The organism is Streptomyces sp. NPDC052701 (assembly GCF_040678355.1).
In the GTDB taxonomy this organism is placed as follows: Bacteria; Actinomycetota; Actinomycetes; order Streptomycetales; family Streptomycetaceae; genus Streptomyces.
The window spans coordinates 88151-112304 of sequence record NZ_JBFATO010000012.1 but is presented as its reverse complement, the minus strand read 5'-3'; the positions used below and the strand labels follow the sequence as shown (position 1 = coordinate 112304).

Below are 24154 nucleotides of genomic sequence, written 5' to 3'. Positions count from 1 at the left end.
CCACGGCCGGGAAGCCCACCGGGGCGGGCACGGCCACGGCTGGCGCCGGCAGCGGCTGCCGCGGGGGCGGTCCCGGACCGGCGCCGGTACCCCTCGGGGCACGCCCCGCCGCGGGCATTGCCCCGCCCTGGGCATCACCCCGCCGCCCCGGCCCGGCCCGGCGGTCACGGCGGGACCGAGGCCTACGCCTCCCGCCGCCCCGCCGCGGGCACCGGCCGGGCCGGAACGGCCCACGGCAGTTCGATGGAGACCGTCTTGCCGCCCTCGCGGGTGGGGCGGACGCGCAGACTGCCGCCGCACTCCGCGGCCAGCCACCGGATGATCACCATGCCGCGGCCGTTGTCCTGCTGGACGGCGGCGGGCAGCCGCCTGGGGAAGCGCGGGTGGCTGTCGGTGACACCGATGCGCAGCCGCTCGTCACGGCTCAGTTCGACGTCCACCGTGAAGGTCGGCGACTGGCCGAGGGTGTGCTGGACGGCGTTGGTGGCGAGTTCGGAGACGATGAGCCGGACGGTGTCGGACACTTCCGTGTCCCGCGGCATGCCCCACTGCGCCAGCGTGCCCACCACGTAGGCGCGGGCCGCGGAGACCGAGGCGGGATCGCTCGGCAGAGTGAGGGATGCTTCCAGGTGGTCTGCCATGGCGACGTCGTCCCTTTCCCACGGGACCGTAGTCCGACACGGAGCGGATGGTTCGAGTACGGTCCCGGACTGGTGCTTCGCCCGCCAGACTGCCATCACCACACCGGCGAAGGACGGCGATCCACCAAGATATGCATATATCTGTCGCTCGATGCGGTGAACTCTGCGACGCGAGACCGTATTCGGGCGGCACGGAAGGAGTGGGGAGAAGCCCATGCAGCACGGTCCCGCGGTGCGCCGCCGGAAACTGGGCGCCGAACTGCGCGCGCTGCGCACCTCGGCGGGCCTCACCAGCGGTGAGGCGGCCCGGCTGGTGGGCTGGCACCAGTCGAAAGTGAGCCGGATCGAGACCGGCACGAGCGGGGTCAAACCGGCCGACGTGCGGTTACTCCTCGACGCCTACGGCGTGGCCGACACCCAACTGCGTGAACTGCTGCTGGTGTTGGCGGGCTCGGACGAGACCGGCGGCCGGCATCACTGGTGGCACGCGTACCGCGGGGTGCTGCCGCCGACCTACCGGGACTTCATCAGCCTGGAGTCCCAGGCCAGCGCGATGCGCACGCTGGAGACCACCGTCGTCCCGGGGCTGCTGCAGACCCCCGAGTACGCGCGGGCGGTGACGAAGGCCGCGGTGGAGGGCCTGTCGGAGGAGCGGCTCGACACGCTGGTGGAGGTGCGGCTGGCCCGGCAGGACGTGCTGCGGGCCGATCCCCCGCTGGAGCTGAACGCCGTCCTGGACGAGGCGGTGCTGCGCCGGGAGGTCGGGGGCCCCGGGGTCATGACCCGGCAGCTGGACCGGCTGGTCGAGGCGGCGCGGCTGCCCCAAGTGCGGCTCCAGGTGCTGCCGTTCGCGGCCGGGGCACACATCGGAGTCACCGGGCCTTTCGTAATCTTCTCATTTTCGAACGCTTCTGATCTGGACGTGGTTGTTCTCGACCACTTGACGAGTAGCCTCTACCTCGAACGGAAAGAAGACCTCCAGGCCTACACGGAGGCCTTCGACGCTCTTCTGATCCACGCCCTTTCGCCCGAGGACTCGTTGGATTTCATCGCCGGGACAGCCGCCGGCGCGTAAGGAGGCACCTATGCGTGCACTGCCTCGGAACGTCCCCTCAAGCCTCGAACTGCACGGCGCGCGATGGCTGCGCAGCAGCTACAGCACCGGCGCCAACAACTGCGTCGAGACCGCCCGGCCGGCCTGCGGCCCCTGGGCCGGACTGCTCGCCGTGCGCGACTCCAAGGACCCGGCCGGTCCCGCGCTGCTCTTCTCCCCCGAGAGCTGGGCGGGGTTCACGGCCGCGCTCCGGTGATCCACCGGCCTGCCGGCGCGCGGCGCACGGCCGCGGGCGCCGGCTCATGGCCGCGTTTCGCCGATCACCCGCACCGCGTGCGCGATCTGCTCCCCGGACAGGTCCGCACGGGCGGTCAGCCTCAGCCGTGAGATGCCGTCGGGCACGGAAGGAGGACGGAAGCAGCCCACCGCCAGTCCGGCCGCACGGCACTCGGCCGCCCAGCGCACGGCCGCCTCCGGGGAGGGCGCGCGCACGGAGACGACCGCGGCGTCCGGGCGCACCGCCTCCAGGCCCGCGGCCGTCAGGCGGGCGTGCAGGTCGCCCGCCACCGCGCGGGCCCGCGCCGCCCGCTGCGGCTCCCGGCGCAGCAGCCGCAGGGCCGCCAGGGCACCGCCCGCCGCCGCGGGGGCCAGACCGGTGTCGAAGATGAAGGTGCGGGCCGCGTTGACCAGGTGGTCGACGACCCGGGCGGGGCCGAGGACGGCTCCGCCCTGGCTGCCGAGCGACTTGGACAGCGTGACCGTCACGACGACGTCGCCGGCGCCCGCGAGCCCCGCCGCGTGCGGGGCGCCGCGGCCGCCGGCGCCGAGCACGCCCAGCCCGTGGGCGTCGTCGAGGACCAGCCCCGCGCCGTGCTCCCGGCACGCCTCGGCGAGCCCGGCGAGCGGGGCCGCGTCGCCGTCGACGGAGAAGACCGTGTCGGACACGGCGATCGCGGTGCCCCGGTGGGTCCGCAGCGCCTTGCGCACGGCGTCCGGGTCCGCGTGCGCCACCACCTGTGTCGTGCCGCGGGCCAGCCGGCAGCCGTCGATGAGCGAGGCGTGGTTGCCCGCGTCGGAGACGATCAGCGAGCCGTGCGGGGCCAGCGCGGTGACCGCGGCGAGGTTGGCCGCGTAACCGGAGGAGAAGACGAGCGCCGCCTCGAAGCCGCAGAAGTCGGCCAGCTCGCTTTCCAGTTCGGTGTGCAGCTCGGTCGTCCCCGTGACGAGCCGGGAGCCGGTCGCGCCGCCGCCCCACGTCCGCGCGGCCCGCGCGGCGCCCTCGGTGACCTCCGGATGGCGGGCCAGGCCCAGGTAGTCGTTGCTCGCCAGATCGAGGAGGGGCGAGTCCGCCGGACGCGGACGCAGGGTCCGTACGAGCCCGGCACGGCGGCGCAGGTCCGCCTGCTCGTCGATCCAGCCGAACGCCATGGCTCCTCCGGGGCTGTCGTGGGCGGGGGCTTTCACCGGCAGTGCTTTTGTAGGCAGTGCACAGACACTAGCGGCAGGCCCGGCCGCCCAGGATGTGGCAATACCCACACGACGAAGTGTCGGCGTTGTGCAAAGTCTCCTTGGCCCCGGGCCGGTCCGTAGGACAGGATCAGCTCCCATGGACCTGCTGAACACGCTGGTGGACAAGGGGCTTCGGCGCGAGACGCCGACCCGCGAGGAGGCGCTCGCCGTCCTCGCGACTTCCGACGACGACCTGCTCGACGTGGTGGCCGCGGCCGGCAGGGTGCGCCGGCACTGGTTCGGCCGACGGGTGAAACTCAACTATCTCGTCAACCTCAAGTCCGGGCTGTGTCCCGAGGACTGTTCCTACTGCTCCCAGCGGCTCGGCTCCAAGGCCGGCATCCTCAAGTACACCTGGCTCAAGCCCGACGAGGCCTCGCGGGCCGCCGCCGCCGGTGTGGCCGGGGGCGCCAAGCGCGTGTGCCTGGTGGCCAGCGGCCGCGGCCCGACCGACCGGGACGTGGCCCGGGTCTCCGAGACCATCAGGACCATCAAGGAGCAGAACGAGGGCGTCGAGGTGTGCGCCTGTCTCGGGCTGCTCTCCGACGGCCAGGCGGAACGGCTGCGCGAGGCGGGCGCGGACGCCTACAACCACAACCTCAACACCTCCGAGGCCACCTACGGGGACATCACCACCACGCACACCTACGCCGACCGCGTGGACACGGTGCACAAGGCGCACGCGGCGGGTCTGTCGGCCTGCTCGGGCCTGATCGCGGGCATGGGCGAGAGCGACGAGGACCTGGTGGACGTGGTCTTCGCGCTGCGCGAGCTCGACCCGGACTCGGTCCCGGTCAACTTCCTGATCCCGTTCGAGGGCACCCCGCTCGCCAAGGAGTGGAACCTGACCCCCCAGCGGTGCCTGCGGATCCTGGCGATGGTGCGGTTCGTCTGCCCGGACGTGGAGGTGCGCATCGCGGGCGGCCGCGAGGTCCACCTGCGCTCGATGCAGCCGCTCGCCCTGCACCTCGCCAACTCGATCTTCCTGGGCGACTACCTCACCAGCGAGGGCCAGGCGGGCAGGGCCGACCTGGAGATGATCGCCGACGCCGGGTTCGAGGTGGAGGGCACCGACCAGGTGACGCTGCCGGAGCACCGGGCGGACAGGGGCGGGTGCGGCCCGCACGGGAGCGGCGGCTGCGGCCCGCACGAGAGTGCCGGGTGCGGCTCGCAGGAGAGCGACGGGTGCGGTGCGCACGAGGGCGGCGGGGTCTGCGGTCCCGCCCCCGTCCCCCGGGCCGACGAGCCGCGCCCCGACCTGGTCGCCGTCCGCCGCCGGGGTGCCGGAACGGACCTCGCGCCCAATGCCTGAGCTGGGCGTGGCGGAGCTGCTGGAGCTCGACCGGCGGCACGTGTGGCACCCGTACGGCCCCATGCCCGGCCGCCGGGAACCGCTCGTCGTGGAGTCGGCGAGCGGGGTGCGGCTGCGGCTGGCGGGCGGGGCGGGCGAGCTGATCGACGGCATGTCGTCCTGGTGGTCGGCGATCCACGGCTACAACCACCCGGTGCTCAACGAGGCGGCGCGCGGGCAGCTGGCGCGGATGAGCCACGTGATGTTCGGCGGACTCACGCACGAGCCCGCCGTGCGGCTGGCCAAGCTCCTGGTCGACCTGGCGCCGGACGGCCTGGAGCACGTCTTCCTCGCCGACTCCGGATCGGTGTCGGTCGAGGTCGCGGTCAAGATGTGCCTGCAGTACTGGCGTTCGCTGGGCCGCCCGGGCAAGCAGCGGCTGATGACCTGGCGGGGCGGCTACCACGGCGACACCTGGCAGCCGATGTCGGTGTGCGACCCCCAGGGCGGGATGCACGAGCTGTGGAGCGGGGTGCTCCCGCGGCAGGTGTTCGCCGACCCGCCGCCGGCCGGGTACGAGGAGGCGTACGCCGCCCACCTGCGCGAGCTGGTCGCGCGGCACGCGGACGAGCTGGCCGCGGTGATCGTCGAGCCGGTGGTGCAGGGCGCGGGCGGGATGCGGTTCCACTCCCCCGCCTATCTGCGGGTGCTGCGCGAGGCCTGCGACGCGCACGACGTGCTGCTGGTGTTCGACGAGATCGCGACCGGCTTCGGACGCACGGGCGCGCTGTTCGCCGCCGGGCACGCGGGGGTGACGCCGGACGTGATGTGCGTGGGCAAGGCGCTGACCGGCGGCTACCTCACCATGGCGGCGACGCTGTGCACCCCCCGGGTGGCCGAGGGCATCTCGCGGGGCGAGGTCCCGGTGCTGGCCCACGGCCCGACCTTCATGGGCAACCCGCTGGCGGCGGCCGTGGCCTGCGCCTCGATCGAGCTGCTGCTCGGGCAGGACTGGCTCGCCGAGGTCAAGCGGATCGAGGCGGGTCTGCGGGAAGGGCTGGCGCCCGCCGCGGACCTGCCCGGAGTGCGGGACGTGCGGGTCCTCGGCGCCATCGGGGTCGTGCAGCTCGACCGCGCCCTCGACGACGCGGCCATGGCGGCGGCCACCGGGGCCGCGGTGCGCGAGGGCGTGTGGCTGCGGCCGTTCCGTGATCTGATCTACACGATGCCGCCGTATGTGACGGGTGACGCGGACGTGGCGCGGATCGCGCGCGCGGTGTGCGCGGCCGCGCGGGAGGGATGACATGCCGGTACTGGTGATCACGGGCACGGGCACGGAGGTCGGCAAGACGGTCGTCACGGCCGCCGTCGCCGCGACGGCGCTGGCGGCGGGCCGGTCGGTGGCCGTGCTGAAGGCCGCACAGACGGGCGTGGGGCCGAACGAGCCGGGGGACGCCGCCGAGGCCGCGCGGCTCGCGGGAGCCGTGACGACGGCCGAAATCGCCCGGTACCCCGATCCGCTGGCGCCGGCCACGGCCGCCCGCCGGGCCGGCCGCGCCCCGGTGCACCCGCACGAGGTCGCGGAGGCCGCCGCCAAGCTGGCCACCGAGCACGACCTGGTGCTGGTCGAGGGAGCGGGCGGGCTGCTCGTGCGGTTCGACGCGGCCGGCGGGACGCTCGCGGACGCGGCGCAGCTGCTGTCCGCGCCGGTCCTGGTGGTGGCTCCGGCGGGTCTCGGCACCCTGAACAACACGGAGCTGACGGCGCGTGAACTGCGCTACCGGCGCCTCGAACTGGCGGGTGTCGTGATCGGCAGCTGGCCCGCCGCGCCGGACCTCGCCGCGCGCTGCAACCTCGTGGATCTGCCGGACGTGGCGGAGGCGCCCCTGCTCGGCGCCGTGCCCGCGGGGGCGTCGGCCCTGGCCCCCGCCGACTTCCGGGCGGCGGCGCCGCACTGGCTGGCACCGCGCCTGGACGGCACGTGGGACGCGGAGGCGTTCCGGGTGCGGCAGGCGCCCTGATCACGGATCCACCGGACGCGGCGAAGGCTCCCCCGCCCGGCGCCGTGCCCGCGGGGCCCGGGCCGGCGGCGGGCGCCCCGGCGGCCGGCGCACCGCTTCCCCCGTGACGGTGGGGATGCGCCGGGCCCGTACGGGGGGAGAATCGCGGTAAGGCCCGTCCTGTGGGGAGGTCCTCATGCCGCCGTGGTCCGCCCGGGTGGCGCGGGATCCCGTGCGCCACCCGCTGTTCGCCCGCTGCTACGCCCGCCTCAGCGTGACCGCCGAGACCAGGATGGGCATGGCCGGGGTCCGCGAGGAGCTGCTGGCCGGGCTGTCGGGGCGGGTGATCGAGATCGGCTCGGGCAACGGCCTGAACTTCGCGCACTACCCGGGCACCGTCTCCGAGGTCGTCGCCGTCGAACCGGAGCCCCGGCTGCGGCGGCTGGCGATGGAGGCGGCGCTGCGCGCTCAGGTGCCGGTGGACGTCGCGCCGGGCACGGCGGAGGCACTGCCGGTTGGGAGCGAGGCCTTCGACGCGGCGGTGGTCTCGCTGGTGCTGTGCAGCGTGCGGGACGTGCCGCGGGCGCTCGGGGAGCTGCGGCGCGTACTGCGGCCGGGCGGCGAGGTGCGGTTCCTCGAGCACGGCAGGGGCGGCGGCCCGGTGATGGTCTTCGCCCAGCGCGCGCTGGACCGGACGCTGTGGCCGCCGCTGAGCGGCGGCTGCCACCTCTCCCGGGACCCGGTGGCGGCCCTGCGGGACGCCGGGTTCCGGCTCGGCCCCTACCGGCGCAGGCTGCTGCCGGAGAAGGGGCCGACGCTGCCCACCTCGTACTGCGTACAGGGCACGGCGTGGCGCCCGGAGCCCGGCGGGTAGCCGGTCGCGGGCCCGCTGACGCGGCTGCCGCGCCACGGTGTACGCGGCCGCCTCGCCGCTCCCGGCGAGGCGGACCGGTGCGCGGGCCCGCCCGGGCGGGGCGACGGCCTTCCCGGGGAGGGAGGCGCCTCGGGACCTGCCGGGGATACCGGGTGTGGGGCGGGTCACACTACCCTCGGCCGGGACGGGGAGCGTCCGGATGCCCACCACGAGGAGGCGGCTTTGTCCACACCTGCTGCGGAGCACACCCCGGGCCCGGCGCCGGCCGACGGGATCGCGGCCCGCGCCCGCGGTCTGACCAAGGCGTACGGTTCGGGCGAGACGGCCGTGGTCGCCCTGGACTCGGTGGACGTGGACGTCGCGCGCGGCCGTTTCACCGCCGTGATGGGGCCTTCGGGCTCCGGCAAGTCCACACTGATGCACTGCCTGGCGGGGCTGGACACGGTCTCGTCCGGACAGGTGTGGATCGGCGACACCGAGATCACGGGGCTGCGGGACCGGGAACTGACCCGGCTGCGGCGGGACCGCATCGGGTTCATGTTCCAGTCGTTCAACCTCGTCCCGACGTTGGACGCGCTGGAGAACATCACCCTGCCCCTGGACATCGCGGGCCGCAGGCCCGACGGGAAGTGGCTCGACGAGGTCATCGACACGCTGGGCCTGCGGGACCGGCTCGGGCACCGGCCGTCCCAGCTCTCCGGCGGTCAGCAGCAGCGCGTGGCCTGCGCGCGGGCGCTGGCCTCCCGGCCGGAGCTGATCTTCGCGGACGAGCCGACCGGCAACCTCGACTCGCGCGCCGGGCTGGAGGTCCTGGGCTTCCTGCGCAAGTCCGTCGACGACCTCGGGCAGACCGTCGTCATGGTGACCCACGACCCGGGCGCCGCCGCCCACTCCGACCTGGTGCTCTTCCTCGCGGACGGACGGATCGTCGACGAGATGCGGCGGCCGACGCCGGAAGCGGTACTGGAACGGATGAAGCGTTTCGACGTGATCCGGGCCCGGACCGACGGCACCGGACCGCCGCCCGAGGGGGACTGATCCGGTGCTGAAGGCGACGCTCAGGAGCTTCCTGGCCCACAAGGGACGGCTGCTGCTCTCCGCGCTCGCCGTCGTCCTGTCCGTGGCGTTCGTCGCGGGCAGCCTGATCTTCTCCGACACGGTCGGCCGCACCTTCGACCGGCTGTTCGCCTCGAGCGCCGCCGACGTCACCGTCAGGCCGAGGCAGAACCTCGACGAGGCGCTGCCCTCCGGGGCGACGGCCACCCTGCCCGCCGCGCTCGCGGACCGGGTGGCCCGGGTCGACGGGGTGGCCGCCGCCCGGGTGGAGGCGGAGGCCGAGGACATCACGGTCGTCGACGACGACGACGAACCCGTCAGCCCGACCACCGGCGCCCCCACCACGGGCACCAACTGGAATCCGACCGGCCGCAGCCCCGTCGAGCTCACCTCCGGCCGCGCCCCGCGTGGGCCGGCCGAGGCGTTGATCGACGCGGAGACCGCCGGCCGCGCCGAGGTGCGCATCGGCGACACCCTCACCGTGATCGCGGCGCCCGGCTCCTTCCGGGTGGAGGTCGTCGGCATCGTCACCTTCACCACGGCCAACCCCGGCGTCGCGCTCCTCCTCCTCGACACCCCCACCGCCCAGAGCAGGCTGCTGGGCGACCCGGAGGCCGCCACCGGCATCTCCGTCGACGCGGCGGACGGCGTGAGCGACGACCTGCTCAAGCGGCGCGTGGCCGCGGCCCTCGGACCCGGCGCCTACGACTGCCGCACGGCCGCCGAGCAGGCCAAGTCGGACGTCGAGCAGCTGGGCGGGTTCCTCGACGTCGTCAAGTACGTCATGCTCGGCTTCGCCGGGGTCGCCGTCCTGGTCGGCGTGTTCCTGATCGTCAACACCTTCTCGATGCTGATCGCCCGGCGCACCCGCGAGCTGGGCCTGCTGCGCGCGCTGGGCGCCGACCGGCGCCAGGTGCGGCGCTCGGTCCTCACCGAGGCGCTGCTGCTCGGCCTGGCCGGCTCCACCCTGGGCCTGGCCGCCGGCGTCGGGCTCGCCGTCGGGCTCATCGAGCTCATGAGCCTGGTCGGCACGGACCTCAGGTCCACGGAGATGGTCATCGGCTGGGGGACCCCGGTGGCGGCGTACGCCGTCGGGATCGGCGTCACCTTCGTCGCGGCGTACCTGCCGGCCCGGCGCGCGGCGGGCGTCTCGCCGATGGCCGCCCTCGCGGACGCCGAGGTGGCGGGGGTGGGACGGCCGCTGCGGCTGCGCGCGGTGGCGGGCACGGCCGTCGGGGCGGCGGGGGCGGCGGCACTCGCGGGCTGCGCGGCGGCGACGAGGACGGCGACGGCGGCGTCCCTGCTGGGGCTCGGCGTCGTCCTGACGCTGGTCGCGGCCGTCGTCGCGGGCCCGCTGCTGGTGCGTCCCGTGATCCGGGTGCTCGGCGCGGCCTTCCCGGCACTGTTCGGCGCGATCGGCCGGATGAGCCGGCGCAACGCCCTGCGCAACCCCCGCCGCACGGGGGCCACCGCGTCGGCGCTGATGGTGGGCCTGGCGCTGGTGGGCGGGATGTCGGTGGCGAGCGCCTCGATGACCGTGTCGTTCGACCGGCAGATCGACAAGACCCTGGGCGCCGACTTCGTCGTGCAGAACACCAACTTCGTGCCCTTCCCCCGGGAGGTCACCGACGCGGTGCGCGGCACCGAGGGCGTCGGGCTGGTCGTACGGTCCAGGTTCACGCCGGTCGCGGTGCGCCTTCCGGACGGCGACCGGGTGGAGACCACCGCCGCGGGCTACGACCCGCGGCTCGACGACGTCGCCAACATCACCTACGCGCAGGGGGACACCGCGGGCGCGCTCGCCGGGGGGCGCATCGCGATGGACCGGGACTTCGCGCGGGAGCACGGGGTGCGCCTCGGCACGGTGGTGCCCGTCGAGTTCCAGGGCGGGCGGCGGGCCGAACTGGCGGTCGGCGCGCTCACCGACCAGGAGTCCGCCGAGGGCTTCGGCATACGGGGCGGGCTGTACTTCGGCCTCGCCACCCTGGAGCGGCACGCGCCGGGCGGCCAGGACTCGGTGCTGTACGTCAACGCCTCCCCGGGCACCGGCCCGGACGACCTGCGCGCCGCCCTGGGCCGGACCCTCGACGCGTATCCGCAGGTGCAGGTCAGGGACCTCGCCGACTACAAGGACCTGGTGCGCGACCAGATCGCCGTCCTGCTGTACCTCGTCTACGCGCTGCTGGGGATGGCGATCGTCATCGCGGTGCTCGGCGTGGTCAACACCCTCGCGCTGTCGGTGGTGGAGCGCACCCGGGAGATCGGGCTGCTGCGGGCGATCGGGCTGGCCCGGCGGCAGCTGCGCCGGATGATCCGGCTGGAGTCGGTGGTCATCTCGGTGTTCGGCGCGGTCCTGGGGCTCGCCCTGGGGCTGGTGTGGGGCGTGTGCGCCCAGCAGGTGCTGGCGCTGCAGGGCATGACGGCCCTCGCGATCCCGTGGGGCACGATCGTCGCGGTCGTCGTCGGCTCGGCGGTGGTGGGCGTGGTGGCGGCGCTGCTGCCCGCGGCGCGTGCCTCCCGCATGAATGTGCTGGCGGCCGTCGCGCACGAGTGATTGACTCCCCGGGTCCCCTCAAGTCGCCTGCCCACGAGGAGAGTTCATGCGGCGCGCGTTCCGGTTCGGAGTCAACCTCCTGAGCTCGGCCCCGGCGGCCGAGTGGCGGGCCAAGTGCCGCCGGGCCGAGGAACTCGGCTACGACGTGATCCTCGTCCCCGACCACCTGGGCATGCCCGCGCCCTTCCCCGCCCTGGTGGCGGCGGCCGAGGCCACCGAGCGGCCCCGGCTCGGCACGTTCGTGCTCAACGCCGGCTTCTGGAACCCGGCCCTGCTGGCCCGCGAGGTGGCGACGACGGACGCCCTGACGGGCGGGCGCCTCGAACTCGGGCTCGGCACCGGCTACGTCCGGGCGGAGCACGACACGGCCGGGCTGCCGTTCGGGTCGCCGCGCGAGCGGGTGGAGCATCTGCGGCGCACCGTCGAGGAGCTGGGCCGCCTGCTCGGGTCGCGGGAGCACCAGCCGCGCCCGGTGCAGCCGCGCGTGCCGCTGCTGATCGGCGCCAACGGCGACCGGATGCTCGAACTGACCGCCGAGCACGCCGACATCGCGGCCTTCACGGGCGCGCGGTCGGTGCCGGGGAGCACCACCGGGCAGCCGACGGTGATCAGCGCCGGGGAACTCGACGAGCGCGTGGCGCGCTACCGGGAACGGGCGGCGGGCCGGGCGGTGCCGGCGGAACTCAACCTGCTGATCCAGTTCGTGATCGTCACGGAGGATCCCGAGGCCGCCGTCCGGCCCCTCCTGGAGCAGGCCCCGCACCTGTCCGTGCGGCAGGTGCTCGACCTGCCCGTCGGCCTGGTCGGCACCCCGGACCGGATCACCGCGCAGGTGCTGGAGCGGCGCGATCGGTACGGCTTCACCTACCTGACCGTGCTGGAGCCGCACATGGAGTCCTTCGGGCAGGTCATCGAGCGGCTGCGGGCCGCGTGACCGTCCGGATCGCGAAACGCCGTGCCGCGGTGCGCGGCACCTGATGTGATCACCGCATGACCGATCTGCGCGTACGGGCCGCCGCGCCCGGGGAGCTGGACGCCGTGCCGGCCTTCTGGAAGACGGCCGCCGAGGGGACGAGCATCAGCGACGACCGGGACGGCGTGGAGCGGGCGGTCCGGCGCGACCCGGCGGCGCTGCTCCCGGCCGAGCGCGGCGGGGAACCGGTAGGGACGGTGATCGCCGGTTTCGACGGCTGGCGCTGCCACCTGTACCGGCTCGCGGTGCGCCCGGACCACCCCCGCCGGGGAGAGGTTCGTGCGGCTCGGCGGGCGCCGCGCGGACGCGATGGTGCTGCGGCGCAACGGGACCGCGCAGCACGCGTGGGGCGCGGCCGGTCACGGGCCCGAGGAGCAGTGGCGGCGCTGGGTGAAGCCCCCCTCCGGCCCGATCGCCCGACTTCTTTGCCGATCCTTTACTCTTGAGGGGCCACTCGGTCCTCCATGAAAGGTTGTGAGCGTCCGCCCATGGGCGAGCCTCCCGATGCGCGACATCGCGCACCCCGTCCCGTCCTGTCCGACCATGGGACGGAGGTGAACCGATGACCGAACTGCTCCTGCTGCTGGTGGCGATCCTGCTCTCGCTGGCCTGCGGCGCCTTCGTGGCGGCGGAGTTCTCCCTGACCACGGTCGAGCGCGGTGAGCTGGAGCGGGCCGCGGAACGCGGCGAGCGGGGCGCGTCGGGCGCCCTGAAAGCCGTCCGGAACCTGACCTTCCAGCTCTCCGGGGCGCAGCTGGGCATCACCGTCACCAACCTGGTGGTCGGCATGCTCGCCGAGCCGTCGATCGCCGCGCTGATCGCGGGCCCGCTGCAGGACGCCGGCGTCTCGCGCCCGGCGGCCCGCTCCCTCGCGCTGGTGATCGGCACGGCCCTGTCGACGGTGTTCCTGATGGTCGTCGGCGAGCTCGTCCCGAAGAACTGGGCGATCTCCTCGCCGCTGAAGGTCGCCAAGACCGTGGGCAACGCGCAGCGCTGGTTCAGCGCCGCGTTCCGCCCCTTCATCACCCACCTCAACAACACCGCGAACCGCGTGGTGCGCCGCGTCGGCGTGGAGCCCGCCGAGGAGCTGGCCTCCGCGCGCGGCCCGCAGGAGCTCGCGGCCCTCGCCCGGCACTCCGCCAAGGAGGGCGCCCTGGAGGCCGACACCGCCGAACTGTTCGTGCGGACCCTGAACCTCGCCGACCTGACCGCCGAGAACGTGATGACCCCCCGGGTCCAGGTCATCGCCCTGGACGCCCAGGCGACCTGCGAGGACGTGGCGAACGCGACCCGGGCGACCGGCCTGTCCCGGTTCCCGGTCTACCGCGGCAGCCTCGACACGGTCGTCGGGACCGCGCACGTCAAGGACGTGCTGGCGGTGCCCGCGGAACACCGGCACCGGGTCCCCGTCTCGGAGCTGATGCGCGAACCGCTGCTGGTCCCGGAGTCGCTCACGGTCGACCGCCTCCTGGACCGGCTCTCCGGCAAGCGCACCATGGCCGTCGTGATCGACGAGTACGGCGGCACCGCGGGCGTGGCCACTCTGGAGGACATCGTCGAGGAGGTCGTCGGCGAGGTGCGCGACGAGCACGACCCGCACGAGACGCCCGACCTGGCGCTGGCCGGCACGGACGAGGACGGCCACGCCCTGTACTCGGCCGACGGCTCGGCACGCGTGGACCAGCTCGCGCGGGTCGGCCTGCGGCCGCCGGAGGGACCGTACGAGACGCTGGCCGGGCTCGTGGCCACGGAGCTGGGCCGGATCCCCGCCGTCGGCGACACCCTCCAGGTCGCCGGGTGGCGCATGGAGGTGCTGGACGCCACGGGCCGCCGGGCGGCGCGCGTCCTGCTGCACGCGCCCCTCGACGACGAGCGGCTCGCCGGGAAGGAGGCGGGGCGGTGACCGTCGTACAGCTGCTGATCGGCCTGGCGACCCTCTTCGTCAACGCCTTCTTCGTGGGCGCCGAGTTCGCGCTGATCTCCGTGCGCCGCAGCCAGATCGAGCCGTACGCCGACCAGGGCGACCGGCGCGCCAGGAGCGTGCTGTGGGGCCTGGAGCACGTGTCCGCGCTGATGGCGGCGGCACAGCTCGGCATCACGCTGTGCACGCTGGTCCTCGGCGTGGTCGCCGAGCCGGCCATCGCGCATCTGCTGGAGCCGGTGTTCCACGCGGTGGGCGTGCCCGAGGGCGCCGGGCACGCGGTGTCCTTCGTGATCGCGCTGGCCCTGGCGACGTACCTGCACATGCTGCTCGGCGAGATGGTGCCGAAGAACATCGCCCTCGCGGAGCCGGTGCGCAGCGCGCTGGCGCTGGGTCCGCCCCTGGTGGCGCTGTCCCGGGCGCTGCGCCCGGTGATCTTCACCGTGAACGCCTTCGCCAACACGCTGCTGAAGCTGCTGCGGGTGGAGGCCCGGGACGAGGTCGCCGCGTCCTACTCGGACGCCGAGATCGCGCAGATCGTGAAGGACTCCAGCGAGGCCGGGCTCATCGACGACCGTGCCCAGGAGCGGCTGCACGACGCGCTGGAACTGGGCCGCCGGCCGGTGCGCGACGTGGTGCTGCCACTGGAACGTGTGGTGTACGCGCGCGTGGGGGTCACACCGGAGCGGCTGGAGCAGTTGTCGGCCCGGTCGGGGTTCTCCCGCTTCCCGGTGGTGGACGAGGGGCGGCGGATCGTCGGCTACCTGCACGTCAAGGACGCCCTCGACGCCTCGCCGCGCGACGTGCCGTTCCGGCTGCGGGACATGCGGCCCATCGCGCGGGTCCGGGAGAGCACGCCGCTGGACGACGTCCTCACGGCGATGCGCGGCAGCCGTACGCACCTGGCGGCCGTGATCGGGTCCGACGGGCGGCTGGCGGGGCTGGTGACCATGGAGGACGTGCTGCGGGAGCTGTTCGGGCAGCGGGCGTGAGCCGTCCCCGGGGCCGGGGGCGACCGACCGGCGGGTATGTGCACGGGATAGCATCTCTGTCGCCATGCAGACGAACCCCACCCACACCAGCCTGGTCGCGATCGGCGACTCCTTCACCGAGGGCATGTCGGACCTGCTGCCGGACGGCACCTACCGCGGCTGGGCCGACCTCCTGGCCGCGCGGATGGCCGCCCGCACCCCCGGCTTCCGGTACGCCAACCTCGCGGTGCGCGGGAAGCTGATCGGGCAGATCGTCCAGGAGCAGGTCGACGCGGCGGCGGCCATGCAGGCGGACGTGGTGACCCTGGTCGGCGGCCTCAACGACACCCTGCGCCCCAAGTGCGACATGGCCCGGGTGTGCGGTCTGCTGGAGGAGGCCGTCGAGAAGCTCGCCCCCTCCTGCAAGCAGTTGGTGCTGATGCGCAGCCCCGCCCGCCAGGGCCCGGTCCAGGAACGCTTCCGGCCGCGCATGGAGGTGCTGTTCGCCGCCGTCGACGAGCTCGCCCGGCGGCACGACGCGCTGGTGGTCGACCTGTACGGGGCGCCCTCGCTCGCCGATCCGCGCCTGTGGGACGTGGACCGGCTGCATCTGACGGCCGAGGGCCACCGCCGGGTCGCGGAGGCCGTCTGGCAGGCGCTCGGCTACGAGCCCGAGGACCCCGAGTGGCACGTCCCGCCGGGGGCGACGGCGCCGCCCGGCTGGGTGGCGCGGCGGGTCGCGGACGCCCGGTTCGCCCGGCAGCACCTGCTGCCGTGGATCGGGCGCCGGCTGACCGGACGGTCCTCGGGCGACGGCCTGCCGCCGAAGCGTCCGGAACTGCTGCCGTACGACGTCTGAGACCCTCCCGGCGACCGCGCGTCCCCGGCTCCCGGCCCTCGGCTCCCGGCTCCCGGCTCCCGGCTCCCGGCTCCCGGCTCCCGGCCGGATCGTGCGCCCGGGACGTCTCGTGCGTCGGGCGCCGCCGGGCGCCGGGGGCCTCCCGGCATCCGCCGTGCGCCCCTGCCCACGGGTCCCGGGACGGCACGCGCGCCGGGGCCGTGGCCCCGCACCGGGCGAGCCCGCCGGGCCGGCCCGGTCCGCCAGGCCCGCCAGGTCCGCCAGGTCCGCCCGGGCCGCCGCCGCGCGACGCGGGGACGCTCGCCCGCCCGGGCCCGCCCGCCCGTGCCGCACCGGCGCGCAGGGCGAGCCCGCCCGGGCGACTCCGGGGCCTGCGCCCCGGGGCCGGCGGCCGGTGACGCGCCACCGGGCACGGCCGGAGACACGCCGCCGGATGGCCGATCAAGGACATCTCGTCGGCTTTCCGGCCATAACGTGCGCCGTATGATCAAACGCCATCTCGCCTACCTGGCATGCACCACGGCACTCGTCGGCTCGGCGATCGGGGCCGCACCACCGGTGGACGGCCCGAGGACGCACCTGGTCCGCCCCGGGGAGTCGATCCAACAGGCGGTCGACACCGCGAAGCCCGGCGACACGGTCCTGCTGACCTCCGGCACCTTCCGCGAGAGCGTCCGGGTGACCACGTCCCGGCTGACCCTGCGCGGCATGGGCGCCGGGCGCACCGTGATCGCGCCGCCCGCCAAGAAGGCGGCCAACGGTTGCGCACAGGCCGGCAACGGCATCTGCGTGGAGGGGACGCCGAGCCGTCCGGTCGAGCGCACCGCCGTCACCTCCCTGACCCTGTCCGGCTTCGCGAAGAACGGCCTGTGGGCCACGGACACCGACCGGCTCACGGTCCGGCGGGTGACCGCCGAGAGCAACGGGCAGTGGGGCATCGCCCAGCAGCGCTCCGTGCGCGGCGTGTTCACGTACAACACGGCCCGCGGCAACGGCGACGCGGGCGTCTTCCTCGCCAACACGGTCACCGCCGAGGGCGGTGCCACGGACTCCCTCGGCGCGGTGGTCGCCCGCAACCGGCTGGAGGGCAACCGGGTCGGGGTCACCGTCCGCCGCCTGCGGAACCTGACCGTCGCCTACAACGACGCCACCGCCAACTGCGCGGCCGTGTTCGTCGTCGGCGACGAGACCCCGCCACGGGCGGGCGCCCTGACCGTGCGCCACAACCGGATCGTGGCGAACAACAAGTACTGCCCGAAGACCCCCCGGCTGCCCTTCCTGCAGGGTTCGGGCATCGTGCTGACCGGCGCCGAGGACACGCTGGTGACGCGCAACCTGATCACGGACCACAAGGGCGCCTCGCCGCTGTCCGGCGGTGTCGTGATCTTCAAGAGCATGGTGGGCGTCAGGAGCGAGCGGAACCGGATCACCGGCAACACGCTGCGCAACAACTCCCCGGCGGACCTGGTCGACACGGACACCGCGAAGAACAACACCTTCCGGGACAACACCTGCACGGTGTCCCGGCCCGCGGGGCTGTGCTGAAGCCCGCGGCACCCCGCTGAACCCCCGTACCCACCCGTGAAACCACGAAGGAAAGGCGGCACATGACGACCGCAGACCCTGCCCCGCCGCCGTCGATGCGGCTGAGGGAGCTCGTGTTCGGGGCGGCGTGCGCCGCCGCCCTGCGCGCGGCCGCCCGGCTGGGCGTCGCCGACGCGCTCGGGGACTCCCCCACGACCGTGGAGGAGCTCGCGGCCGCGGTGAAGGCCGAACCGAAACCGCTGCGGCGGCTGCTGCGGGCCCTGACCTGCTACGGGCTCTTCACCGAGCAGCCGGACGGCACGTTCGCGCACACCGACATGTCCCGGCTGCTGCGCGAGGACGACCCCAACAGCCTGCGCGACATCTGCCTGTGGTGCACCGAGCCGTGGACCTGGGACGCCTGGCCGCGCCTCGACGAGGCGGTGCGCACCGGCCGCAACGTCGTGGAGGACCTGTACGGCAAGGAGTTCTTCACCTACCTGCACGAGGACGCCCCGGAGTCGGCCGCCGTCTTCAACCGGGCCATGACGACCTCCAGCCGGCAGTCCGCGCGGGACGTCGCCGAGCACCTCGACCTGTCGGGGCGCGCGTCGGTCGCCGACATCGGCGGCGGCCAGGGGCACGTGGTGGCGAGCCTGCTGGAGAAGTACCCGACGATGCACGGCGCCCTGCTCGACCTGCCGGGCGTCGTGGAGAACGCCGACCCGCGGCTGCGGCCGGGCGGCCCCCTCGCGGACCGGGTGCGGATCGTGCCCGGCGACGTCCGCGCCGCGGTCCCGGTGGCGTCCGACGTCTACATCGTCAAGAACATCCTGGAGTGGGACGACGACAGCACCGCCCGGCTGCTGCGCAACGTCGTCGAGGCGGGCGGGCCGGGGGCCCGGGTGGTGGTCATCGAGAACCTCGTCGACGACAGCCCGTCGATGCGGTTCAGCACCGCCATGGACCTGCTGCTGCTGCTGAACGTCGGCGGCGCCAAGCACACCACCGACAGCATGGTCCGCCGGCTGACCGCGGCGGGCCTGGTCGTCGACGACATCGGCCCGGTCAACCCGTACCTGCACGCGTTCGACTGCACCGTGCCGGGGTGACCCCGCCGGGCGCCCGGTGAACGCGCCTGCGGCACCGGGCCCGGCCCGGTGTCAGGCGCCCGGTGAACGGCGGTCGGTGAGGGACTCCATGCGGACGAGGGCCAGCAGACGCCCGAGGCCGTCCTCACCGGCCGCGGCGCCGTCGAGGAGGGTCGTCAGCTCGGCCACCCGCCCCGTGTCCGCGAGGCCGAAGGAGCGGGCGGGGTCGGCGTCCAGCCCGCCCCGCACGTCGATCAGCCGCACCACCACATCGCCGCGCTGGAAGATCGTGCTGCGCAGGACGGGGCTGCGCGGATCGTCCGCCGCCGCCTCGTCGTGCCGGGCGAGCACCTCGGCCAGCCGCATCCCGGCGCCCGGCCTGGCCGGGTAGGACAGCGCGTGCCGTTCGCCCGCCGTGCCCGCCCCGGCGTCCTGCGCCGTCACGTGGTGCACGGCCGGCAGCGCCGCCCGGGTGAAGAAGACCCGGGCGCTGTCCGGGTCGTCCAGGTCCCGGTACTGCTCCAGGTGCGGGTTGAGTGCCTCCTCCACGGCCCGCACCTCGGGCTGCTGCGCGACGTGGCGCAGCGCCGCGAGCAGGTCGCCGCGCACCTCGATGGCCCGCACGACCCGGTTGCCGTGCAGGAACAGGGAGGTGCGGACCAGCCGGGTGGTGTCGTCGACCCGGCTCTCGGGCGCGGCGTAGTCGGAGAGGATCCCCGCCACGGCCCGTTCGCTGCCCGGCCTGACGGTGAAGGTGAGGGCGTGCCGGATCACTCCGTCGCCGGTCCGGGGGGACGCCGGGGGCCGCTGCCGCCCTACCTCGGCGGTGGGCCGGCCGCCCCCGACCTCGCGCAGGACGTGGAAGCGCAGCGACCGGGTGTCCCGGACGCAGCTGTGCAGCGGCCTGACCATCCGCACGTGCTCCTCGCTGTTCACCCAGTCGAGGAACGGCGGGGCACTCTCCCACTCGCTGGTGATCAGCCACTGGGAGGGGTTCTCGATCGACTGGCACAGCTGCTCGCCGACGTGCCCGGGCACGGACGCGACATGCCTGCAGAGCCGCTCGTACGTCTCCAGGAACTGCTGCTGGGCACCGTCGTGGACCTCCACCAGCAGGACGACCCGGAGCGGGGCGCCGTCGAACGCGGACTGGGAGACACGCTGCGACACCTGCCGCGCCGGGGGTCGTTCAGAAAGGGTGGTCATGCTGCGCACGGCTCCTTCGCGGGACGGATTCGCGGGACAGGGGGAACGCCGGCCGCGAGCACTATGACGCGCCAGCCTGCGTCGATCTTGTGCCGGTCCACAGGCGTGCGCGACTCGTACGCACCGCGCGGGTGAGTGCCCGGGCCTTACGGGCACCGGCGCGCGGCGCCCGTGGCCCGGCCTCCCCGTGCGCACGGGCGTTCCAGGGCCCCTGCGGGCGGCGGGTAAACTCCGTGCACGTGACTTCTGCGCCCGCCAAGCCCCGCATCCCGAACGTCCTCGCCGGACGCTACGCCTCCGCCGAGCTCGCCACGCTCTGGTCGCCCGAGCAGAAGGTGAAGCTGGAACGGCAGCTCTGGCTCGCCGTGCTGCGCGCCCAGAAGGACCTCGGGATCGAGGTGCCGGACACCGCGCTCGCCGACTACGAGCGTGTCCTGGACCAGGTCGACCTGGCCTCCATCGCCGAGCGCGAGAAGGTCACGCGGCACGACGTGAAGGCGCGGATCGAGGAGTTCAACGACCTCGCCGGGCACGAGCACGTCCACAAGGGCATGACCTCCCGCGACCTCACCGAGAACGTCGAGCAGCTGCAGATCCGGCTGTCGCTGGAGCTGATGCGCGACCGCACGGTGGCGGTGCTGGCGCGGCTCGGCAGGCTGGCCGGGGAGTACGGCGAGCTGGTCATGGCCGGCCGCTCCCACAACGTGGCCGCGCAGGCCACCACCCTCGGCAAGCGCTTCGCGACCGCCGCCGACGAGCTGCTCGTCGCCTACGGCCGGGTCGAGGAGCTGCTGGGCCGCTATCCGCTGCGCGGCATCAAGGGCCCGGTCGGCACGGCCCAGGACATGCTGGACCTGCTGGGCGGGGACGCCGCCAAGCTGGCCGAGCTGGAGCGGCGCATCGCCGGGCACCTGGGCTTCTCTCAGGCGTTCACCTCGGTCGGCCAGGTCTACCCGCGCTCGCTGGACTACGAGGTCGTCACCGCGCTGGTGCAGCTGGCGGCGGCGCCGTCGTCGCTGGCGAAGACGATCCGGCTGATGGCCGGGCACGAGCTGGTCACCGAGGGCTTCAAGCCGGGCCAGGTCGGCTCCTCCGCGATGCCGCACAAGATGAACACCCGCTCCTGCGAGCGCGTCAACGGCCTGATGGTGGTCCTGCGCGGCTACGCCTCGATGACCGGCGAGCTGGCGGGCGACCAGTGGAACGAGGGCGACGTGTCCTGCTCGGTGGTGCGCCGGGTCGCGCTGCCGGACGCGTTCTTCGCGCTGGACGGCCTGCTGGAGACCTTCCTGACGGTGCTCGACGAGTTCGGCGCGTTCCCGGCCGTGGTGGCGCGCGAGCTCGACCGCTACCTGCCGTTCCTGGCCACCACGAAGGTGCTGATGGGCGCGGTGCGCGCGGGTGTCGGCCGCGAGGTCGCGCACGAGGCGATCAAGGAGAACGCGGTCGCCACGGCCCTGGCGATGCGCGAGCAGGGTGCCGAGCGCAACGACCTCCTCGACAAGCTCGCCGCCGACGAGCGCCTGCCGCTGGACCGTGCGCGGCTCCAGGAGCTGATGGCGGACAAGCTGTCCTTCACGGGCGCCGCCGGCGACCAGGTGGCCGCCGTCGTCGGCCGGGTCGAGGAGATCGTCAAGCAGCACCCGGAGGCCGCGGGCTACACGCCCGGGGCGATCCTCTGACCCGCCGCACGGCATGCCGCGCTTCACGCCCGAGGAGTTGGAGGCCGCCCGCGACCGTCTGGTGCCGGACGTGGTCGCGGAGGGCCTGCGTGTGCTGTTCTGCGGGATCAACCCCGGTCTGATGACGGCCGCGACGGGCCATCACTTCGCCCGTCCCGGCAACCGCTTCTGGCCGGTGCTGCACCGCTCCGGGTTCACCCCGAGGCTGCTGAAGCCGTCCGAGCAGCGGGAGCTGCTGGAGTACGGGCTCGGCATCACGAACGTCGTGGCGCGGCCGAGCGCGCGGGCGGACGAGCTGAGCGCGCAGGAGTACCGCGAGGGCGGGCGGCAGCTCGCCCTGAAGGTGGCACGGCTGCGGCCGCGCTGGCTCGCCGTGGTCGGGGTCACCGCCTACCGCGCCGCGTTCGACGACCGCAAGGCGCAGGTGGGACCGCAGACGCGGACGATCGGCGACACACGCGTGTGGGTGCTGCCCAACCCGAGCGGGTTGAACGCGCACTGGACGCTGGAGACGATGGCGCAGGAGTTCGCGCGGCTGCGGGAGGCGGCGGAGGCCTGAGCGGCGGGGCTCCGCCTCCGCGGGCCCGGCGGCCGGGCGGGAACCCGTCCGCGCGGGCGCCTGCCCGAGCGGGCCCGGCCCGCCGACACCGTGCACGCGGTGCGGCTGGTCGCCGGGGGCGAGTCGCTGCCGTTCCCCGCCCGGGCACGGCACTTGACCGCCGAGTACGGTGACGGCGGCGGGGAACCGGGCGGCGCGGGTGCCGCTCGCCGGGGTCCACCGTGCCGAGTACGATCCGGCCAACACGCGCACGAGCTGGGAGGACGGACGGTGGGGCGGCTGACCGGCGGGGATCCCTCGCTGCTGCGCAGGATCAACTCCACGGTGGTGCTGCACGCGCTGCGTGCCACGGACTGCGCGACCCTGACCGAGGTCACGCGGGTGACGGGACTGTCCCGGCCCACTGTCGAGGGCGTCGTCGAGGGGCTCATCGAGGCGGGCCTGGTCGTCGAGACGGCCGCCGACGAGGGGGGCGTGCGGCGGCAGGGGCGGCCGGCGCGGCGGTTCCGGTTCCGGGCCGAGGCCGGGCACCTGCTGGGCCTGGAGATCGGGGCGCGCCGGGTGGCCGTGCTGCTGTCCGCTCTGGACGGCCGGGTGATCGGCGCCCAGGCCAAGGACGTCGACGAGACGGCGTCGGCCGACGAGCGTCTGGAACGGGCGCGCACGGCGGTCGCCGAGCTGCTGCGCCGGGCCGGTGTCGCGCGCGGTTCGCTGCGGGCGGTCGGTGTGGGCACGCCCGGGATCGTCGAGGCCGACGGCACGGTGCGGCTGAGCACCGCGCTGCCCGGGTGGACGGGGCTGCGGCTGGGTGAACGGCTGAGCCGTTCCTTCAAGTGCCCGGTGCTGGTGGAGAACGACGCCAACGCGGCGGCCGTGGCCGAGCACTGGAAGGGCTGCGCCGTCGGCACGGACGACGTGGTGTTCGTGCTGGCCGGGCTGAGCCCGGGTGCCGGTTCGCTGATCGGCGGACGGCTGCACCGGGGGTTCGGCGGTGCGGCCGGGGAGATCGGGGCGCTGCACCTGCTGGGCCGCGAGGCGGCTCCGGAGACGCTGCTGTCCACCACGGACGAGCCGCTGCACCCGCTCGACGAGCAGGCCGTCGCGAAGGTCTTCGCGCAGGCCCGCGAGGGCGACCGGCGGGCCCGTGCGGCCGTGGACCGCTTCATCCGGCGGCTCGTGCACGACGTGGCGGCCCTGGTGCTGGCCCTCGACCCGGAGCTGGTCGTCGTCGGCGGCTGGGCGGCCGGGCTGGACGGCGTCCTGGACCCGCTGCGCCGCGAACTGGCCCGCTACTGTCTGCGCCCGCCGAGGGTCGTCCTGTCCCTGCTGGGCGAGGCGGCGGTGGCGACGGGGGCGCTGCGGCTGGCCCTCGACCACGTGGAGGGGCAACTGTTCGCGGTGGAGGGCACGGTGACGGCACGCCGGTAGACCGGAGGCCGCCCCGCGTCGCCGCGCCCGGCGCGTCGCCCTGCTCCCGGGAAACGGGCCGCGCCCCGGAGGGGACCCGGGGCGCGGCGGATGCGGTGGGGTGGAGTGGGTCAGGACGCCCGGCGCTGGGGACCGTGGTGGATCTCCACACCGCCGAAGTCGCCGAAGGTCAGCCGGCAGGTGTCCGCGCGGTAGGTGGCGACGGACAGCGCCGCGGTGCGGCCCTCGGCGATGAAGCGGGTGGTGACGACGAGGACGGGCGCGCCGGGGAGCCGGTCCAGTTCCCTGGCGTCCTCCGCGCCGGCCGAGCCGAGCTCGACGGTGTTCTCCTGCCGCTCCAGCTCCAGGCGCTGCAGCTCGCGCAGCACGGCACGCGCACGGGCCGTTGCGGACGGCGCGTCGATGGCGGACAGGTCGGGCACCGACGACGCCGGGATGTACAGCAGTTCGGCGGCGACCGGCTGACCGCGCGACACACGGGAGCGGCGCACGATGTGCACGGACTCGTCCCGGCCGGTCCGCAGGGCCTCGGCGACGGCCGCGGGCGGCACCGCGAGCGCGCAGTCGACGGGGCGCCAGGCGTCCTCGGGCCCGCCCGGCCAGGCGTGCTGGTCCGTGCCGACGGCCACGCCCATGCGCGGCGGGGCGACGGTCGTGCCGACGCCGCGGCGGCGGTGCAGCCTGCCCTCGAGTTCGAGCTGTTCCAGGGCCTGCCGGAGCGTGGCGCGGGCGACGCCGAAGCGGGCGGCGAGGTCGCGTTCGTTGGGCAGGATCTCGCCCACGGAGAACTCCGAGTCGAGCGCTTCGGTGAGCACGGTCTTGAGGTGCCAGTACTTCGGTTCCGGCACCGATTCCAGCTGCGTGGTCCCCACCCTGTCCTCCGCGGTCGCTGGTCCGGCGGCGTTTTCGGCGCCCTTGTTTATTAAAGGTTGTTGCACTTGTCTGCGACCATAGGACGGCC

21 protein-coding genes and 1 pseudogene are annotated in these 24154 nt (G+C 74.6%); 18 read left to right on the top strand and 4 right to left on the bottom strand.

The features are described from left to right. Nucleotides 1-182: 182 nt before the first annotated feature. Entirely contained in the window at nucleotides 183-641 is a 459-nt protein-coding gene (locus tag AB0L29_RS16395) for an ATP-binding protein (RefSeq protein WP_365827596.1), read from the bottom strand. 214 nt (nucleotides 642-855) lie between these two features. Here AB0L29_RS16395 and AB0L29_RS16390 point away from each other — a divergent pair, with 214 nt between their 5' ends. Both AB0L29_RS16390 and AB0L29_RS16385 read left to right on the top strand, forming a co-directional pair. After that, a complete protein-coding gene (locus AB0L29_RS16390; protein ID WP_365827594.1) occupies nucleotides 856-1716 on the top strand; it encodes a helix-turn-helix transcriptional regulator in 861 nt (286 codons plus the stop codon). 10 nt (nucleotides 1717-1726) lie between these two features. After that, the gene (locus tag AB0L29_RS16385; RefSeq protein WP_365827592.1) at nucleotides 1727-1951 is read left to right on the top strand and encodes a DUF397 domain-containing protein; all 225 of its coding nucleotides are present in this window, start codon (nucleotides 1727-1729) and stop codon (nucleotides 1949-1951) included. A gap of 44 nt (nucleotides 1952-1995) precedes the next feature. Here the strand turns inward: AB0L29_RS16385 and AB0L29_RS16380 are convergent, their stop codons facing one another. After that, nucleotides 1996-3123, bottom strand: coding sequence for an 8-amino-7-oxononanoate synthase (locus tag AB0L29_RS16380; RefSeq protein ID WP_365827590.1), 1128 nt, complete (start codon nucleotides 3121-3123; stop codon nucleotides 1996-1998). A 178-nt stretch (nucleotides 3124-3301) separates the two neighbouring features. Here AB0L29_RS16380 and bioB point away from each other — a divergent pair, with 178 nt between their 5' ends. The 13 genes and pseudogenes from bioB (at nucleotide 3302) to AB0L29_RS16315 (ending at nucleotide 18339) form a co-directional block, all read left to right on the top strand. Further along, nucleotides 3302-4516, top strand: a complete 1215-nt coding sequence (bioB, locus tag AB0L29_RS16375) for a biotin synthase BioB (RefSeq protein ID WP_365827588.1) — start codon at nucleotides 3302-3304, stop codon at nucleotides 4514-4516. Further along, nucleotides 4509-5798 carry an adenosylmethionine--8-amino-7-oxononanoate transaminase gene (locus AB0L29_RS16370; protein ID WP_365827586.1) on the top strand — a complete coding sequence of 430 codons (1290 nt, stop codon included), beginning with the start codon at nucleotides 4509-4511 and terminating at the stop codon, nucleotides 5796-5798. Before bioB ends, AB0L29_RS16370 begins: the two co-directional genes overlap by 8 nt. A 1-nt stretch (nucleotide 5799) precedes the next feature. Beyond that, nucleotides 5800-6516, top strand: coding sequence for a dethiobiotin synthase (gene bioD / locus AB0L29_RS16365; RefSeq protein ID WP_365827584.1), 717 nt, complete (start codon nucleotides 5800-5802; stop codon nucleotides 6514-6516). Between the two features lie 175 nt (nucleotides 6517-6691). Beyond that, nucleotides 6692-7369 carry a class I SAM-dependent methyltransferase gene (locus AB0L29_RS16360; RefSeq protein ID WP_365827582.1) on the top strand — a complete coding sequence of 226 codons (678 nt, stop codon included), beginning with the start codon at nucleotides 6692-6694 and terminating at the stop codon, nucleotides 7367-7369. 222 nt (nucleotides 7370-7591) lie between these two features. Then, nucleotides 7592-8407: an ABC transporter ATP-binding protein gene (locus AB0L29_RS16355; protein ID WP_365827580.1), complete on the top strand. Its 816-nt coding sequence runs from the start codon at nucleotides 7592-7594 to the stop codon at nucleotides 8405-8407. 4 nt (nucleotides 8408-8411) lie between these two features. Continuing rightward, nucleotides 8412-10979 (top strand): FtsX-like permease family protein, encoded by a 2568-nt coding sequence (locus tag AB0L29_RS16350; RefSeq protein ID WP_365827578.1) that lies wholly within the window; start codon nucleotides 8412-8414, stop codon nucleotides 10977-10979. A 46-nt stretch (nucleotides 10980-11025) separates the two neighbouring features. Beyond that, a complete protein-coding gene (locus AB0L29_RS16345) occupies nucleotides 11026-11913 on the top strand; it encodes an LLM class F420-dependent oxidoreductase (protein ID WP_365827576.1) in 888 nt (295 codons plus the stop codon). A gap of 56 nt (nucleotides 11914-11969) precedes the next feature. Beyond that, nucleotides 11970-12420: pseudogene (locus tag AB0L29_RS16340) on the top strand (GNAT family N-acetyltransferase). 94 nt (nucleotides 12421-12514) lie between these two features. Continuing rightward, a complete protein-coding gene (locus AB0L29_RS16335) occupies nucleotides 12515-13855 on the top strand; it encodes a hemolysin family protein (protein ID WP_365827574.1) in 1341 nt (446 codons plus the stop codon). Further along, nucleotides 13852-14865: a hemolysin family protein gene (locus tag AB0L29_RS16330; RefSeq protein ID WP_365827572.1), complete on the top strand. Its 1014-nt coding sequence runs from the start codon at nucleotides 13852-13854 to the stop codon at nucleotides 14863-14865. The genes AB0L29_RS16335 and AB0L29_RS16330 overlap by 4 nt, the downstream gene beginning before the upstream one ends. Before the next feature lie 64 nt (nucleotides 14866-14929). Then, entirely contained in the window at nucleotides 14930-15703 is a 774-nt protein-coding gene (locus AB0L29_RS16325; protein WP_365827570.1) for an SGNH/GDSL hydrolase family protein, read from the top strand. A gap of 483 nt (nucleotides 15704-16186) precedes the next feature. Continuing rightward, complete coding sequence (locus AB0L29_RS16320; RefSeq protein WP_365827568.1) at nucleotides 16187-17248, top strand: right-handed parallel beta-helix repeat-containing protein; 1062 nt, start codon at nucleotides 16187-16189, stop codon at nucleotides 17246-17248. A 62-nt stretch (nucleotides 17249-17310) separates the two neighbouring features. Beyond that, nucleotides 17311-18339 (top strand): methyltransferase, encoded by a 1029-nt coding sequence (locus AB0L29_RS16315; RefSeq protein WP_365827566.1) that lies wholly within the window; start codon nucleotides 17311-17313, stop codon nucleotides 18337-18339. Nucleotides 18340-18390: 51 nt separating this feature from the next. Here the strand turns inward: AB0L29_RS16315 and AB0L29_RS16310 are convergent, their stop codons facing one another. Then, complete coding sequence (locus AB0L29_RS16310; RefSeq protein WP_365827564.1) at nucleotides 18391-19524, bottom strand: SchA/CurD-like domain-containing protein; 1134 nt, start codon at nucleotides 19522-19524, stop codon at nucleotides 18391-18393. Nucleotides 19525-19763: 239 nt separating this feature from the next. On the opposite strand from AB0L29_RS16310, the gene purB reads away from it, so the two are divergent. The 3 genes from purB to AB0L29_RS16295 all read left to right on the top strand — a co-directional run bounded on the left by purB (nucleotide 19764) and on the right by AB0L29_RS16295 (nucleotide 23193). Further along, nucleotides 19764-21206 (top strand): adenylosuccinate lyase, encoded by a 1443-nt coding sequence (gene purB / locus AB0L29_RS16305; RefSeq protein ID WP_365827562.1) that lies wholly within the window; start codon nucleotides 19764-19766, stop codon nucleotides 21204-21206. A gap of 13 nt (nucleotides 21207-21219) precedes the next feature. Beyond that, the gene (gene mug, locus AB0L29_RS16300; protein ID WP_365827560.1) at nucleotides 21220-21765 is read left to right on the top strand and encodes a G/U mismatch-specific DNA glycosylase; all 546 of its coding nucleotides are present in this window, start codon (nucleotides 21220-21222) and stop codon (nucleotides 21763-21765) included. A gap of 270 nt (nucleotides 21766-22035) precedes the next feature. Next, nucleotides 22036-23193 (top strand): ROK family transcriptional regulator, encoded by a 1158-nt coding sequence (locus AB0L29_RS16295; protein ID WP_365827558.1) that lies wholly within the window; start codon nucleotides 22036-22038, stop codon nucleotides 23191-23193. A 110-nt stretch (nucleotides 23194-23303) separates the two neighbouring features. Here AB0L29_RS16295 and AB0L29_RS16290 read toward each other — a convergent pair whose 3' ends face one another. Further along, on the bottom strand, nucleotides 23304-24065 hold the full coding sequence (locus AB0L29_RS16290) for a GntR family transcriptional regulator (protein ID WP_365827556.1): 762 nt from the start codon (nucleotides 24063-24065) through the stop codon (nucleotides 23304-23306). Nucleotides 24066-24154 lie beyond the last annotated feature (89 nt).

Excerpts from the sequence above, each read along its gene's own strand:
- AB0L29_RS16320 (WP_365827568.1), top strand. The coding sequence starts at position 16,187 with ATGATCAAACGCCATCTCGCCTACCTGGCATGCACCACGGCACTCGTC.
- AB0L29_RS16335 (WP_365827574.1), top strand. The coding sequence starts at position 12,515 with ATGACCGAACTGCTCCTGCTGCTGGTGGCGATCCTGCTCTCGCTGGCC.
- AB0L29_RS16315 (WP_365827566.1), top strand. The coding sequence starts at position 17,311 with ATGACGACCGCAGACCCTGCCCCGCCGCCGTCGATGCGGCTGAGGGAG.
- AB0L29_RS16360 (WP_365827582.1), top strand. The coding sequence starts at position 6,692 with ATGCCGCCGTGGTCCGCCCGGGTGGCGCGGGATCCCGTGCGCCACCCG.
- bioB (WP_365827588.1), top strand. The coding sequence starts at position 3,302 with ATGGACCTGCTGAACACGCTGGTGGACAAGGGGCTTCGGCGCGAGACG.
- AB0L29_RS16395 (WP_365827596.1), bottom strand. The coding sequence starts at position 641 with ATGGCAGACCACCTGGAAGCATCCCTCACTCTGCCGAGCGATCCCGCC.
- AB0L29_RS16325 (WP_365827570.1), top strand. The coding sequence starts at position 14,930 with ATGCAGACGAACCCCACCCACACCAGCCTGGTCGCGATCGGCGACTCC.
- AB0L29_RS16310 (WP_365827564.1), bottom strand. The coding sequence starts at position 19,524 with ATGACCACCCTTTCTGAACGACCCCCGGCGCGGCAGGTGTCGCAGCGT.
- AB0L29_RS16390 (WP_365827594.1), top strand. The coding sequence starts at position 856 with ATGCAGCACGGTCCCGCGGTGCGCCGCCGGAAACTGGGCGCCGAACTG.
- AB0L29_RS16370 (WP_365827586.1), top strand. The coding sequence starts at position 4,509 with ATGCCTGAGCTGGGCGTGGCGGAGCTGCTGGAGCTCGACCGGCGGCAC.
- AB0L29_RS16385 (WP_365827592.1), top strand. The coding sequence starts at position 1,727 with ATGCGTGCACTGCCTCGGAACGTCCCCTCAAGCCTCGAACTGCACGGC.
- bioD (WP_365827584.1), top strand. The coding sequence starts at position 5,800 with ATGCCGGTACTGGTGATCACGGGCACGGGCACGGAGGTCGGCAAGACG.
- mug (WP_365827560.1), top strand. The coding sequence starts at position 21,220 with ATGCCGCGCTTCACGCCCGAGGAGTTGGAGGCCGCCCGCGACCGTCTG.
- AB0L29_RS16345 (WP_365827576.1), top strand. The coding sequence starts at position 11,026 with ATGCGGCGCGCGTTCCGGTTCGGAGTCAACCTCCTGAGCTCGGCCCCG.
- AB0L29_RS16380 (WP_365827590.1), bottom strand. The coding sequence starts at position 3,123 with ATGGCGTTCGGCTGGATCGACGAGCAGGCGGACCTGCGCCGCCGTGCC.